Genomic DNA, 13,569 nt, shown 5'->3' with positions numbered 1-13,569 from the left:
CGGCCATGGCCGAGATTCTCGCCAACTCCCTCCGCTTCCATGTCCAACGGCTGCCCGCCGCCGACGCGGACAGTGGCACGGGCGCGACCGCCGTCTTCCTGCACGGCCTGGTCGTCGACAACCTCTCCAGCTTCTACTGCACCCTCGCCGTCCCGGCCGCCCGCGCCGGCCACGAGGTCGTCCTGTACGACCAGCGCGGCCACGGCCGCACCGAGCGCCCGCCCACCGGCTACGACATCGACACCTCAGTACGTGATCTGACCGCCCTGCTCGGCGCCCTGAGTCTCGACGAACGCCCCGTGCATCTCGTCGGCAACAGCTACGGCGGCACGCTCGCCCTGCGCACCGCGCTCGCGCGCCCCGACCTCGTCGCCGGGCTCATCCTGATCGAGCCCCCGTTGAGCGGCCCCTGGATCGAGAACATGCTCGACACCCTCTCCGTCGCCGCCCTCGGCCTCGAAGGCAGCCAGGTGCCGCAGGAACTGGCCTCGCTCGGCGCGCGCAAGGCCGCCCGGCTGACCGCCACGGCCGACGAACTCCTCAACCGAACCACCCTGATCGACGACATCGCGGCGGCCCGGCCGTTCACGGCCGACGACTTCGCCCGGGTGCGCTGTCCGGTGCTGGCCGTCTGCGGCGAGCACTCCGAACTCGTCCCAGGCGCCCGGCAATTGGCCCGTCACGCCCCTCAGTGCACCGTCCGCGTCCTGCCGGGTCTCGGCCACGACGTGCTCCAAGGCGGTACCGGCGAGCTTCGCGGGGCGGTCCTCGACCGACTGGCCGAGGCCGCGCGGCGGCAGCCCGAGGCGGTGACGGTATGAAGGTGCTGTTCGTCGTCCCGCCGCTCGCCGGGCACGTCAACCCCACGGTCGCCGTTGCCGCCGAACTGACCGCGCGCGGGCACCGGGTCGCCTGGACGGGCCCCGCCGAAGTGCTGTCCGGTCTGCTCCCCACACGTGCCGCCCTCCTCGCCTCCGGCGACCGCGACGGGCCGGGAGGCTACGGCGCGCTGCACGGCCGCTGGCGCGATCTGCGCGGCGTCGCCGCTCTGCGCTTCCTGTGGGAGGAGGCGCTCATCCCGCTCGCCCACGGGATGATGGCCGGAGTCGAGGCAGCAGTCGACGCGTACGGCCCCGATGTGCTGGTCGTCGACCAACAAGCCATCGCAGGAGCCGTGATCGCACGGCGGCGCGGACTGCCGTGGGTGACGTCCGCGACGACAACGGCCGAGTTCACCAGGCCCTTCGCCGGTTTCCCCAAGGTGGGGGAGTGGGTGGCGGACGAGATCGCCGGATTCCTCGCCGCATGCGGCGCACAGGCCGGCTGGGACCCGCGTTTCTCGGACCGTCTGGTTCTGGTCTTCTCCACCCCCGAACTCCTCGGCGAGGGCGAGGACGGTCCCGACCACCACGCCTTCGTGGGACCCGCGCTCGGCTCCCGCCCGGCCGACGCCTCACCCTTCCCGTGGCGGCGACTGGATCCCGTACGCCGCCGGGTGCTGGTCTCGCTGGGAACCCTCAACCGCGAGGCGGGCGGCCGCTTCTACACCGCGGTCCTGCGGGCCGTCGAGCGCCTGGCCGACCAGGTCCAGCTCATTGTGGCCGCACCCGCCGACCTGGTCGGCCCGGTACGGGAGGACCAGGTCCTGCTTCAGGAGTACGTCCCCCAACTCCCGTTGCTGCCGCACCTCGACGCCGTGGTCTGCCACGGCGGGCACAACACCGTCTGCGAGGCACTGGCCCACGGCCTGCCCCTCGTCGTCGCGCCCGTCCGCGACGACCAGCCGATCGTCGCCCAGCAGGTCGCGGCGGCCGGGGCAGGTATCCGAGTGCGCTTCGGCCGTCCTCGCGCGGACGAGATCCACACCGCCCTGAGCGCTGTTCTCGACGCCCCGGACCACCGCCGGGCCGCTCGTCGCATCCAGGCGTCCTTCGCCGCGGCCGGCGGTGCCGCGGCCGCGGCCGACAGGTTGGAGAAGCTGCAATGACACAGCCACGTACTCGCGTCCCGTGGGCCGCGATCGCCGCCCTGGCCGGGCTCACCGCAGGCACGGTGCGCGCCCGCCGCAGACTGGCCGCCGTACCCGTGCTGGACGTGGACGCCCCCGTGGACGGTGTGCCCGCCGACGGCTGGCACCTGATCACCGCCCGCGGCGTCGAGGTGGACAAGGCCACCCTGGCCGCCGCGGTCGCCTACGCGGAACGGACCGGTCTACACATCCTCGACCTCGTGCCGGGCCGACTCGACACAGAACACGCGCTGGGCCTGCTCCGTGATCTCGAACTCAAGGACTCTCGCTTCGCCCGCACGGGCAAGGTGCGCGGCGCAGGACACGCCCTGCTGGTGGCAGACCACGTCCGGGACCGGTCGGGAACCGAGGCGGAGGCAGACCTCGACAGCGTGGAACTGCACGGCCTGCTCAGCCGTCTGAAGGGGTACGCCACCGCCGCGACCGGTATCGCCGTCGCCCCCGGACTGACCACACCGGCTCCCGATCTCGCCGAGCGGGCCGCGGAGCTGCGCGCCCAGGGGCTGCCCCCGCGCCTGGTCGCCGCCGCTCAACTGGCAGGCCTGGCGCTGCTCGTCCGCGCGGTCGCCACAGACCGCCGCTGGGGTGCGGCGGCACTCGCCCTCTACTGGCTGCAGCCCGCCCTGGTCCTCGGCGGCCCGGGCAGCCCGTTGCGCCCGGCAGACCTGAGGCGCGTCAGCGCCGCCCGGCCGCTGCACTGTGTGGGCACCGCACTGCGTACCGCCGCGAGCGACGACTCCGCCTCCGCGGGAGCGCTGTCGGAGCTGGAAGCGCTGCGACCCGTCTACACCGCCGATCTCAAGGAGGGTACCGACAGGTTCCTCGAGCCCCGCCGCCCCGACTGCCCCTGGTGCGGCTCCACCGATCTGGCTGTACGCACCCACATGCCCGACCTGTTCCAGGGCAAGCCGGGCCACTTCACTCTCGAACAGTGCGGCGGCTGCGGGCACACCTTCCAGAACCCCCGCCTCTCCCTCGCCGGCCTCGACTTCTACTACCGCGACTTCTACGACGGTCTCGGCGTCGGTGGCGCAGCCCATGTGTTCGGCACGATGGGCCCCTCGTACCGCGGCCGCGCGGCCATGCTCAAGCCGTTCGGCAAGCCCGCCGCGTGGCTCGACGTGGGCACCGGGCACGGCCACTTCTGCGACAGCGCGCGCGACATCTGGCCCGACACCCGCTTCGACGGCCTGGACATGGCCGCCACAGTGCGCGAGGCGGAGGCCCGCGGCTGGGTCGGCACCGCCCACTGCGGCCAGTTTCCCGATCTCGCCGCCGGGCTCGTCCACCGCTACGACACCGTCAGCATGTTCCACTACCTGGAACACACCCGGGACCCGCTCGCCGAGCTCGACGCGGCCGCCGAGGTGCTGCCTCCCGGCGGGCATCTGCTCATCGAGCTGCCCGACCCCGAGTCCCGGCTCGCCCGTCTGCTGGGCGCGTACTGGCTGCCCTGGTTCCAGCCCCAGCACCAGCACCTCATCCCGGTCGCCAACCTCCGGCAGGCGCTGGCCGAACGCGGGTTCACGGTCCTGGCCGAGGAGCACGGCGCGGCCCACCAGTCCTGCGACTTCGTCGGCGCAGTCCTCCTCACCGCTAACCGGCTCGCCCCCAATCCGCACGCCCCCTGGGGGCCGGGCGGCGCCACCGTGGCCCGACGGGCGTTGCGCACAGCCGTACAGACCGCGGCGCTGCCGTGCTACGCGGCAGCCGCGGCCCTGGACAGAGCGCGCGCGGCAGTGGCCCGCGCCACCGACGGCGGCAACGCCTACCGGCTGCTCGCCCGCAAGTCGCCACCGGCCACTGGGTCGAGGTGACGGACATGAGCACCCTGGACATCGCCCGCCGCCACACGGCCGACCCGCTCTTCCGGCTGGTCGCCTACGCTCTCGAATCGGCACACGACCGGCCCCCGGCCACGGTGTGGAGCGCGCCGCACGCCTTCCACGTCGGCTCGCCGCGCCTCGTCGCCACCGCAGGCTGGCCGGTGGCCGCGGCCGCCGCTCCTCGCGACGACGGTCTCGTACGACTGAGTTCGCTCGCCCACCCGGCACAGAGCTGCGAACTCCCGCTCACCGGCCCGCCACCGCCCCACCCCGACTGGGCGGCCCGCACCTACGCCCTGCTGCGCACCATGGCCGGCGCCGGATACTGCCGCGGCGGCATCGACCTGCACATTCACTCCACGCTGACCGCAGCGGCCGGTCTTTCGAGCGCAGAACCGCTGGAGTGTGCCGTGGCGCTCGCGGTCGCCGACCTGCACGCCGGACGTACGGGGCGGCACCCGCCGCGCGCCAGGCTGGCCGACCTTGCGAGAGCCGCCGCGCCCGGGAGCGACGACGCGCTGCGCGAGGCCGTGCTGTTCGCCCGCCCCGGCCAGGCCCTGCTGCTCGGCAGCCACGGCCGGCGCCGCATCCCCTTCGACCCGGCCGAGCACGGCGCGCGGCTGACGCTGCTGGTGACCCGCACGGAAGGCCCCCGCGCACCCGACACCCAGCGCGCTGTGGAGAGCGCGCGGCGTGCGGGTGCGACGGCCGCCTGGTGGCCCGGACTGCGCCCGGAGCGCAGCGCCCTGGTGCTGGTGCCGCAGGAGTTGGTGACCCATGTCCGTACCACGGTGGCCGAGGAGTTCCGCACAAGCGGGCGGCGCGTGCCGCGCTTCGTGAACATCACCGTGGCGGGCGCGGCCCGCCGCGAGGAGTGAGAAAGTCCGCCGGTGTCCCCGGCCGTGATCACCTGAGTGCGCGGCGGTGAGCCGCTTGAGGCGTGAGCCGCTTGTGAGGCCGCCGGGAGAGCTTCGTACGGGCCTAAGGGCCCTTCAGAGGCTGATGTGGTACGCCTTGCGCAGCGTCTCGTGCACCGTCCAGGTCGTACGGTCGCCCTCTCGCAGCACGCACGCCGTCCCGGGCCCGACGTCGAGGGTGTCACCGCCCTCGACGTCGATCGTGGCGCGTCCGCTGACCACGACGAACAGCTCGTCGGCCTCGGTGTCGGTGACCACGCCCGGGGTGATCTGCCAGATCCCGCGCAGCTGCTTGCCGTCGGCGGACTCCCACAGGACCTTTCCGGTCACGACGGGTTCGCCGGAGATGATCTGGGCCGGGTCGAGGGGCTCCGGCTCCAGTTCGGCGTCGGGAATGTGCACGGCGAAGGACGCGGGAGCCGGATCCGGAGCGGTGGCGTGATCAAGGTTCGTCATGGCGGGTCACCCTAGCCGGGGGCCTGCGCACATCGGCCTCCGGGCCGGTCGCCGTTTCAGTCATGTGCGCCTTGCCCATTCGTCGGCTGCTGGACACCGGTGCGTCGCCCACGGCGGGCAGGGTCCTTACGTGCCCGGCGTCTCGCCGTCGCGCGGCCTGTGAATGTGGAAGGGCGGCTGGCTGTGGCTTTGTCCGGGACGCCGGTCTTGCGAAGAGTGCCGCTGCGTCAGATTGCGTGCCTGATCCCGCTGGTGCTGATCGGCGCCTGGGCGGTGACGCACTGGTCGGTGATCGCCGAAGGGGCGGAGAGGCTGCGCGGTGCGGACCCCCTCTGGCTGCTGATCGCGGTGGCGGTGACGGGATTGTGCTGGGTGGCGGCTTCCTGCGTACGGCAGGGAGCGATCCTCGAGCGGTTGCCCGCCGGGCGGCTGCTTGCCTCGCAGTTCGCCGCGGGCGCCGCCAATCACGTGCTGCCCGCCGGCCTCGGCGCGCATGCGGTGACGCTGCGTTTCCTGCGTAACTGCGGCATACCACTGTCCCGGGGGACGGCCTCGCTCGCCCTGTACTCCCTGGTCGAGCCGATCGCCCGCTTCGTACTGCTGTTCGCCCTGCTGGCTGCCGTCCCCGGCGCCCTCCCACTGGACGAAATTACCCCTGACGGACGCACCCTGCTGGTCCTGCTTCTGGTGGTGGCCGCGGTGCTCGCCGCGCTGGCACTGGCCCTGTTCGCCATACGCCCGCTGCGTCGCACCGTCCGCGGCTTCCTGCACACAGCCCTGACCGACGCGCGAGCCCTGCACACCCGGCCGTCCCGGGTCGTGGCACTGTGGGGCGGCGCGCTGGCTTTCCCCGCGCTGCAGGCCTGTGTCCTGGCGTCGGTGGCGGTTGCTCTCGAGGTGCCGCTGCCCTGGCACCATGTCGCCATCGCATACCTGGCGGCGAGCATCGCGGCAGGGATGGTGCCCACCCCGGGGGGAATCGGCTCCGTCGACGCGGCCCTGGTCCTGACGCTCGTCGCGTCGGGCGTGCCGCTCACCGTGGCCACCGCCACGGTGCTCGGCTTCCGGATCATCACGGTGTGGCTGCCGCTGCTTCCCGGGGCCCTGGTGCTGGGGGCGCTGGTTCGCTGGAAGGTCCTCTGAGCCGGGTCGCTCCCCGAGCGGATGGACCCAGCTGCCCTGATGCTGAAGGAATGCGGCATCGAGTGAGTGGTGAGATATCTGTGGGCAGCCGTCGGCCGGGTACGGTCGGCGTGCACATGGACGGGAGCGCGGCGGCCTCGGTCGTGTACGAGACGCTTGCCGCGATCTTCGCTCCGACGCTGCCCGGGACCGGCGCGATCATGTCCCCTGCGAACGGGCGCCCAACGGTGCCGACCAGGTCCTTCGACGTACGGACCAGCCGCCCTGTCAGCACGACCGTCCCGCTGTCCGAAGTGGTCCACGCGCGCGTCTACGGCCGCCCGGACGACATCCAGCGCCTCGTCCGCGGCCTTCAGATGTACTTCGAGGTGACCGACGAGGGTCACCGCGACGTCGGCTCCGGCGAGGAGGAGCACGAGCTGCGGATTGACCCGAACGGCTGACGGCGGTGGCGTGCCCATATGCGGTGGGAAGGAGCCGGCGGACCGCCCGAAGGGGGTCCGCCGGCTCTGTGCGGTGCGTCAGCGCCTCAGTGCGTCAGCGCATCAGGGCGTCAGAAGACGCTCACCCCGTAGACGCTCAGCGCCTCGGTGACGGGCTGGAAGAACGTGGTGCCGCCGGAGGAGCAGTTGCCGCTGCCGCCCGAGGTCAGACCGAGCGCGGTGCTGCCGGAGAACAGTGCGCCGCCGCTGTCGCCGGGCTCGGCGCAGACGTTGGTCTGGATCAGGCCGTAGACGACGTCCCCGCCGCCGTAGTTGACGGTCGCGTTGAGGCCGGTGACGGAGCCGCCGCGGAGGCCGGTGGTGCTGCCACTGCGCTGTACGGACTGGCCGACGTAGGCGTTGCCCGCGGCTGTGATGTCACGGTACGAGCCGTTGTAGAGGTAGACCCGGCCGTCCGCGGCGGAGGCGTTGGAATGCCGGATGATCCCGTAGTCGTTGCCGGGGAAGCTGGAACCGGCGGTGGACCCCAGAACCGTGGTCTGGGCCGAGTTGGTGTACCAGGTGCTGCCGATGTCGGTGCAGTGTCCGGCGGTGAGGGCGTAGTACGTGCTCCCGCTGCGGACGTTGAAGCCGAGCGAGCAGCGTCCGCCGCCCGTGTAGATGGCCTGACCGCCGGCGATGAGCTTGTTGAACGTGCCGGGCGTGCGCTTGATCTCAAGGGCGCCGGCCCGCGCGCCGGCGGCCTTCTTGATCTTGGCTATCTCGGCGGCCGAGACAGTGTCGTCAGCGGTGACGACGAGCTTGCCCGTTGCGGTGTCCGTGTACCAGGCGGTACCGGCCACATCGGTGGCGAGCACGGCGTCGCTCGCCTGCGCGAGCTGGGCGGTGGTGGCCCGTACGCCGTCGCCCGATTCGGCCACGGCGGTCGGGGCGGCAAGCGCGGAGACTGCCAGGAGACTTGATGCGACGGCGATCAGCCGCGCACGTCTCGCGACGCCGCCGAGGGGGGAGAAGCGCTTGAAATTCACTACATCCTCCGGTGGGGGAATCCGGGGCCCGGTGGGTGGGCGGACCCGTCAGCGCGCGGAAGCCCGGACATGACCATCGACTCGGTCATGATCCTGACAACTCGCACCGGTAGGAATCCTGGGCTCCGGTTGGATCGGCGGCAAGGGCGCCTTTCAGCCGCTCTACGCGCGTCCATCGGTGCCAACTGCCGGACGGCGGCGCGAGGTTCGCCCCGCCGGTCAGGGCGCGCGGAAGCTGTGCCGGTGCGGGTGCCCGTGCGGGCGAGCGCTTTGGGAAAGCGGCAAACTCTCGGCCGTTTGCTGATGCATTGTCAACTGACTCATGGGTCAGGTGATGGGGAGCGGTCAGCTCCGCAGCGCCCACTTCCGTAGCCGGAATGGTGCTCGCTCTTTCTGCTGCTCACAGTCGACGAGCCCCGACGGGAGGGCGCCCTGGACCGGCGCGGCACAGGTCTGGCTCCCGTCGCGGTCGGCGTGCCGGACTCCGTACCGCTGTGGTGGCTCATGCACACGCGCGCCTCCGGGACTTGACCGTGGCGCGGACGGCTTCCGTCCGGCGCGGTCCGGGGTCGCGACGTGAAAGCACACAAGGCAACGGCCGCCCCACCAGTACCACCCGCCTGCGGCGGGCCGTGACGCGCAGCGCTATGCGTCAATCGCCACCGTTCGTACACGGACGCTCTGTGTCCGGTTCTGAGCGAGTCAGGCGGTTGACGCCGGGCCGGAGGGGCGCGACTGAAGGCGGGCGGCGCGGTCGCGGATCTGGGGGAGGAGGGTGTAGAGCGCGGTGCCGGGGCACCGCGTCCAGTACCCGTCGCGGTGCCCGGAGATCGTGTGGAACACGACCCGGCTTCCCTTCGGATACTTACTGTCGTCGTTGGTGGAGACCAGGACCGTGCTGCCGCGTGGATCGACCCCGTACAGGCCGAGCTTCCACGCGGAGAGCCTGGCGATGGCCTCCAGCATGGGCGCGGGGACGGTCGAGCCCGCGCCGAAACTGCCGATCGCCGCTACGCCGACGGTGCCGATGTTGAAGCCCATGGTGTGCGCGCCGACGACGGGGTTGGCGATGCCCCCGGCCCGTCCCTCGTAGATGGTGCCGGTCCGGTCGACGAAAAAGTTGTAGCCCACATCGTCCCAGTCCCGGTTCTCGGTGTGATCGCCGGAGAGATAGCGGATGAGGTCGGGGACCTCTCGTCGGGTGTAGTCGTTACCGCTGTTGGTGTGATGGATGAACACCGCCTTGACCGCGCTCGCGGTCAGAGTCGGCTTCCGGCGGCGCACCGGGGCGGCCTGCCAGGCTGTGCGTGGAACGACGGCCGGCTGAGCCGCGGCCCACGGAGCGGCGGGCTCGGCCCGCGCGTGGGACTGGCGGGCCGTCGCAGCCCGCCTGCCCGTGTCACCCGCGGCCAGTGCGGCACCGACCACGCCTGCCGCGGCCGCCCTGCCCATGCCGCGCAGCAGCATGCGCCGGTCGATGGTCATGACCATGAGCGTAAGGCGGCACCCCTGGGTGCGCCTCCGCTGCTCGCGGACGCTCGCGCGTTCCCGTCGCGCCTACTACCAGCGGGACTTCCCGGGTGCGCCGCTCCTGAGCGGCGACACCGAGCGCTCGATATGGCCGAGTTCCGCGGCGAGGCTGCTCAGCCACTGTTCGAGGTCGATCAGCATGGGCAGCGGCGGGCTGCCCGGTGGCTCGGCGGGCGTGGGGGGCGCCGGTGGGGGAGAAGGTTTTGGCGGCGGACTCTTGCCCGCGCAGAAGGCGGCGAGCCGAGACGTGGTCAGAACGAGCCGGTCCGCGGTCGTACGGGCCCAGGCGGCGGCATCAGGGGTGATGGCGGCCGGGGGCAGATCGAAGCGGGGGAGCCAGCGGGAGCCGGCCAGGATGTGGTTCGCGGTGATGAGCACGGCCTGCCAGTCGGCACGCGCGATCCCGTGATCGCCCGGTTCGCTCCGGTACTGCGCGTACGCGGTCTCCGCGAGGCGCAGTCTGTGCAGGACGGGATACGTGGAGGGCAGGGGCGCGGCTCCCGGCGGGTCGGCCAGCAGCGCGCGGACGGTGCCGGTGATCAGGGGTCCGTAGGAGTCCAGCAGGCCGGCCACCGTTCTTCGCACCTCCCGCCGGGCACCGGCCGGCCAGGCGAGCAGCCCGCACACCAGACCGATTGCGCTGCCCGTGACCACGTCCACGATTCTGGCTTCGGCGAGCTGCCAGGAGGCGGGGGCGAGTTGGGCGAACGCTGCGGACACCACCAGGGTGAACAGCCCCTGCGCCCAGGCGATCCCGAGGAGCGGCCCCAGCGCGAAAGCGGCCAGCATGCCGGGCGCGAGCAAGGCCGCGTAGGCGATTGTGTGCTGCCCCAGGAGGAGCAGCAGCGTGCCCGCCGCCATCGCGCCCGCGAGCGTGCCGATCAGCGCCGAACGCACTGCCGCCCAGGTTTCACCCGCGGTGGTGCGGCCCAGAGTCAGTACGGCGAGGAGGACCCAGAAGCCGTGGGTCAGTTCCAGGGAACCTGCTACCAGCCGGGCAGCGCCCAGACCCAGCGCGGTCCGGGTGGCGTTTTGGAACTGGACCGAGCGCAGCGTCATATTGCCGACGACGCGCCGCCACCACAGGCGGGCGGTGCCGGTGTCGGCGTACCAGAAGAGCTCCCGCGGCGGGATCGGCCGGGTGCGTCGCCCGTCGAGCCCGACGCGTACGGCGGTCTCCAGCATCCTGGCCGATTCGGCCATGCCCAGGACGGCGGCCTGGCGGCGCAGTTCCGCAACAGGCGGCACGGCCTCCGGTGGGCCGGTCGCCTGCCGGATGCGCAGGTCCTGGAAGTCCCGTATCGCCTGTTCCAGTGACCCGGGCAGCGCGTGCGGCCGTCCCGTGCGCAGGGCTGCCGCCGTGGCGCCGCAGAGCGCCGCGATACGGCTGAGGAGATCGGCCGAAGCGGCGTCCGCGGGCGCGCCTCGACGGGCCGTCTCGGCCGGCGTGTCGGTCGGCGAGGTGTCGCTCAGCCGTGCCAACTGGTCAAGCAGTGTGCGGGCCGCGAGTCCGGCCTGCGCCATGGCACGGTCGATGCGCCCGGCCCCCGCCGGCCGCTCGGCGGGCGGCAGACGGGAGAAGCGCAGCTGGTGCCCGATCGCGCGCAGTCGGTCGGGCGAGCTTTCGACCGGCCTGTCGGCCGGGCCGTCGCGCGGGCTGTCCGACGAGCTGCCGACCGGGCCGTCGGGCGGGCGGGCAGCCGGGCCGTCGCGCGCGCCGGAGTCCGGCGCCGCCGTGCCCGCCGAAGACGCCGCGGCCCCCGCGGCCGCCCGGCCCGCTTCCTCGACGGCGTACGCCAGGCTCTCCCTGTACGAGACGGTCGGCGGGGCGGGCAGCAGAACCACTTCGCAGGCAGCGAGCAGCAGCACGCCCACGGTGAGGCCTGCCAGCCGCGCCCACAGGGTGTCCGGAGCGTAGGGCGGGAAGCAGGCCAGGATGTAGAAGAGTTGCAGGCCCGGTGCCGCCCCGGCCGGGCGGGGACCCGCCACCGCCGCAAAGGCCAGCGCGAATCCGACGACCAGCATCCCGAGAACCGCCGCCCATGTCTGTACGGCCAGCGCCGTCCCCAGGGCGACCAGCACCAGTCCGACGGGCAGCGCCCGCAGCATGACGGCGGCCCGCTGGCGCCCGGACCCGGGAATCGGCGACAGGATTCCGAGCGCCACTGGTCCGAACAGGGCGTAGAGCGCCATATGGGGCTGGTACAGCCCGTACACGAGCGGATAGAACCCGGCGGACGCGGCGAGGGTGACCCGGACCGCCCGGTGCACGATGGCCGCACGCTCCGGCTTTCGCGCATCGGGATGGTGCCGCCGGGGCCGTTCAGCGGTACGAGCGCCGGTCACGGTTGCGCCTCAGGGGCGCTGCCGGCTGCCGCCGCGGCCAAGGACGGCTCTGCGCACATTGGGCACAAGGGCACATTCCTCTCAGCCGCTGCCGCCGTCGGGGAGCTGCCGGGCGTGGGCGTGCGTCCTCGTCCATTGTCGGCGCGCGACCGACGGCCCGCAGCCCGGTCGGTCCGGTCCTACGCCCCGGACCGGGAGCCCGCCACGCCGCGCGGTCGGATCGCGGAGGACAGCGGGCCGGGGCCACCATGACAAGGAGTGCAACGGCCCGGCCCCGGCAGCACAGGGCGCCGGACCTCAGCGGACGTGGGAGGTCGTATGTCTTCCGAGCGCGCTGCCCCGGTGATCTGGGACACGATCGAGCGGTACTTCGCTCTGCTCCAGGCCCATGTGTCCGCGGAGCGGATGCTGGACGAAATCCTCACCCACGACTTCCGCACGGGCTTCGTGGACGGTCTGATCTGGCAGGGCGAGCAGGGGCTGCGTGACTTCCTCGGCGCCCGCGCCGAGTTCTTCGACGAATCCCACACCGTGGAACAGATGTCCACGCCGGTGCGGCTGCCCGACGGTCGCTGGATCGTCCACACCCGGCTGGAGTTCTTTCTGCGCCACCGCCTCGACGGATCGCCGGTGAGTGACGCCTTCACCGGCAAGGCGTTCCATGTCTGGGAGTTCGCTCCGGCACCCCGGCCACCCGGCGCGTCGGGTGACGGGCGATCAGCCAAGGCGCCGGACGGTCACTGGAGGGTGGCAGCCCAACTGGTCGAGGGGTTCGCCGCCCTCGACGAGAACGCCCGGCGGCTGTTCTCCCGGCCCACGTCCGGCTTTGATCCCGGCGACCGCTGAGCCTTGGAGGCCGTCCACGGTGCGTACCTTGCTGCCTGTCCTCTTCGCGCTCTGCGCGGCGCTCAGCAACAGCGTCGCCACCGTGCTGCAACGCAAGGCCGCCCTGAGCGTGCCACGCTCCGACGGCCTGCGCGCGGGTCTGATCCTCGATCTGCTGCGGCGCCCCGTCTGGCTGGCCGGAATCCTCGCCGTCATCGCCGCGGCCGTCTGCCAGGCGCTGGCTCTCGCGACCGGGCCACTGACGGTCGTACAGCCCCTGTTCGTCCTCGAACTGCCCCTCACGCTGATCGTCGCTTCACTCCTGCTGCGCCGACGGCTCCCGCGCGTCGGCTGGGTGGCCGTGGCCTTCGTCGTGGCGGGCCTCGGTGTCGCTCTCGTCGCCGCCTCGCCGACAGGCAACCGCACGCATGTGCCGCTGGACCGCTGGGGCCCTGCCCTCGTCGTCTGCGTGGGCGCGGTCGTCGCACTCGCCTTCACGGCGATGCGGCGCAGCGAAGGCCGGGCCCGCGCGGCTTGTCTGGGCACGGCCACTGCCATCAGTTACGCGCTGACCGCGGCACTGATGAAGGCGTCGATGCACATCCTGGACGATCAGGGGATCGCAGCCTTCTTCGCCGCCTGGCAGACCTATGCCTTCGCACTGGCCGGAGTAGCCGCACTCTTCTTCCTGGAGAACGCGATGCAGGCCGGCCCGTTGGTCGCCTCCCAGCCCGCGATCACTCTGGGCGACGCGATGGTGAGTCTGGCCCTCGGCATCACCCTCTACGAGGAGCAGGTCCGCTCCGGCTGGTGGCTGCTGCCGCAGCTGCTCGGCCTCGCACTGATCGCCTTGGGCGCCGTCGCGCTCTCCCGGATCCCGCTGACACAGTCTGTGGTCGCGCCCGACGAGACACGGAGTACTACGGAAGCGCCCTAGTAGGACTCCGTTAGGTCTTCCTCTTGGTCGTGTTTGGGGGCATGTTGGGGGTGTGGACGCACACGAAGTGAACCGTGCTCGGGCGAAGT

Annotated in this window: 12 protein-coding genes; 8 read left to right on the top strand and 4 right to left on the bottom strand. The window is 72.3% G+C overall.

Annotated elements, in window-relative coordinates:
• The first annotated feature begins 5 nt into the window (after positions 1 to 5).
• The 4 genes from ACFYWY_RS29825 to ACFYWY_RS29810 are packed head-to-tail and all read left to right on the top strand — an operon-like array spanning position 6 to position 4,733.
• On the top strand, positions 6 to 821 hold the full coding sequence (locus tag ACFYWY_RS29825) for an alpha/beta fold hydrolase (protein WP_389191706.1): 816 nt from the start codon (positions 6 to 8) through the stop codon (positions 819 to 821).
• Positions 818 to 1,987: a glycosyltransferase gene (locus ACFYWY_RS29820; RefSeq protein WP_389191703.1), complete on the top strand. Its 1,170-nt coding sequence runs from the start codon at positions 818 to 820 to the stop codon at positions 1,985 to 1,987. Before ACFYWY_RS29825 ends, ACFYWY_RS29820 begins: the two co-directional genes overlap by 4 nt.
• A complete protein-coding gene (locus ACFYWY_RS29815) occupies positions 1,984 to 3,846 on the top strand; it encodes a class I SAM-dependent methyltransferase (RefSeq protein WP_389191700.1) in 1,863 nt (620 codons plus the stop codon). Before ACFYWY_RS29820 ends, ACFYWY_RS29815 begins: the two co-directional genes overlap by 4 nt.
• Positions 3,847 to 3,851: 5 nt before the next feature.
• Positions 3,852 to 4,733, top strand: a complete 882-nt coding sequence (locus ACFYWY_RS29810) for a galactokinase (protein ID WP_389191697.1) — start codon at positions 3,852 to 3,854, stop codon at positions 4,731 to 4,733.
• Positions 4,734 to 4,847: 114 nt separating this feature from the next.
• Here the strand turns inward: ACFYWY_RS29810 and ACFYWY_RS29805 are convergent, their stop codons facing one another.
• Positions 4,848 to 5,228 (bottom strand): cupin domain-containing protein, encoded by a 381-nt coding sequence (locus ACFYWY_RS29805; protein WP_389191694.1) that lies wholly within the window; start codon positions 5,226 to 5,228, stop codon positions 4,848 to 4,850.
• Between the two features lie 207 nt (positions 5,229 to 5,435).
• Between ACFYWY_RS29805 and ACFYWY_RS29800 the strand changes: the two genes are divergently transcribed.
• Positions 5,436 to 6,371 carry a YbhN family protein gene (locus ACFYWY_RS29800; RefSeq protein WP_389191691.1) on the top strand — a complete coding sequence of 312 codons (936 nt, stop codon included), beginning with the start codon at positions 5,436 to 5,438 and terminating at the stop codon, positions 6,369 to 6,371.
• A 62-nt stretch (positions 6,372 to 6,433) separates the two neighbouring features.
• Positions 6,434 to 6,814, top strand: a complete 381-nt coding sequence (locus ACFYWY_RS29795) for a hypothetical protein (protein WP_389191688.1) — start codon at positions 6,434 to 6,436, stop codon at positions 6,812 to 6,814.
• 110 nt (positions 6,815 to 6,924) lie between these two features.
• Here ACFYWY_RS29795 and ACFYWY_RS29790 read toward each other — a convergent pair whose 3' ends face one another.
• The 3 genes from ACFYWY_RS29790 to ACFYWY_RS29780 all read right to left on the bottom strand — a co-directional run bounded on the left by ACFYWY_RS29790 (position 6,925) and on the right by ACFYWY_RS29780 (position 11,718).
• Positions 6,925 to 7,842, bottom strand: coding sequence for a S1 family peptidase (locus ACFYWY_RS29790; protein WP_389191686.1), 918 nt, complete (start codon positions 7,840 to 7,842; stop codon positions 6,925 to 6,927).
• Between the two features lie 702 nt (positions 7,843 to 8,544).
• The gene (locus tag ACFYWY_RS29785) at positions 8,545 to 9,327 is read right to left on the bottom strand and encodes a peptidoglycan recognition protein (RefSeq protein WP_389191684.1); all 783 of its coding nucleotides are present in this window, start codon (positions 9,325 to 9,327) and stop codon (positions 8,545 to 8,547) included.
• A gap of 75 nt (positions 9,328 to 9,402) precedes the next feature.
• A complete protein-coding gene (locus ACFYWY_RS29780) occupies positions 9,403 to 11,718 on the bottom strand; it encodes an FUSC family protein (protein ID WP_389191681.1) in 2,316 nt (771 codons plus the stop codon).
• Positions 11,719 to 12,036: 318 nt separating this feature from the next.
• Between ACFYWY_RS29780 and ACFYWY_RS29775 the strand changes: the two genes are divergently transcribed.
• Both ACFYWY_RS29775 and ACFYWY_RS29770 read left to right on the top strand, forming a co-directional pair.
• A complete protein-coding gene (locus ACFYWY_RS29775; protein WP_389191678.1) occupies positions 12,037 to 12,564 on the top strand; it encodes a hypothetical protein in 528 nt (175 codons plus the stop codon).
• 19 nt (positions 12,565 to 12,583) lie between these two features.
• The gene (locus tag ACFYWY_RS29770) at positions 12,584 to 13,480 is read left to right on the top strand and encodes a DMT family transporter (RefSeq protein ID WP_389191675.1); all 897 of its coding nucleotides are present in this window, start codon (positions 12,584 to 12,586) and stop codon (positions 13,478 to 13,480) included.
• Positions 13,481 to 13,569: the final 89 nt, after the last annotated feature.

The sequence above is a fragment of the Streptomyces sp. NPDC002870 genome (assembly GCF_042888505.1).
GTDB lineage: Bacteria > Actinomycetota > Actinomycetes > Streptomycetales > Streptomycetaceae > Streptomyces.
Note: the sequence above shows the minus strand (reverse complement) of the source record. Positions and strands in the feature narration are given on the sequence as shown.

What these genes read in the sequence shown, in the direction of transcription:
- ACFYWY_RS29815 (WP_389191700.1), top strand. Translation starts at nt 1,984, where the DNA reads ATGACACAGCCACGTACTCGCGTCCCGTGGGCCGCGATCGCCGCCCTG.
- ACFYWY_RS29785 (WP_389191684.1), bottom strand. Translation starts at nt 9,327, where the DNA reads ATGACCATCGACCGGCGCATGCTGCTGCGCGGCATGGGCAGGGCGGCC.
- ACFYWY_RS29820 (WP_389191703.1), top strand. Translation starts at nt 818, where the DNA reads ATGAAGGTGCTGTTCGTCGTCCCGCCGCTCGCCGGGCACGTCAACCCC.
- ACFYWY_RS29810 (WP_389191697.1), top strand. Translation starts at nt 3,852, where the DNA reads ATGAGCACCCTGGACATCGCCCGCCGCCACACGGCCGACCCGCTCTTC.
- ACFYWY_RS29825 (WP_389191706.1), top strand. Translation starts at nt 6, where the DNA reads ATGGCCGAGATTCTCGCCAACTCCCTCCGCTTCCATGTCCAACGGCTG.
- ACFYWY_RS29775 (WP_389191678.1), top strand. Translation starts at nt 12,037, where the DNA reads ATGTCTTCCGAGCGCGCTGCCCCGGTGATCTGGGACACGATCGAGCGG.
- ACFYWY_RS29805 (WP_389191694.1), bottom strand. Translation starts at nt 5,228, where the DNA reads ATGACGAACCTTGATCACGCCACCGCTCCGGATCCGGCTCCCGCGTCC.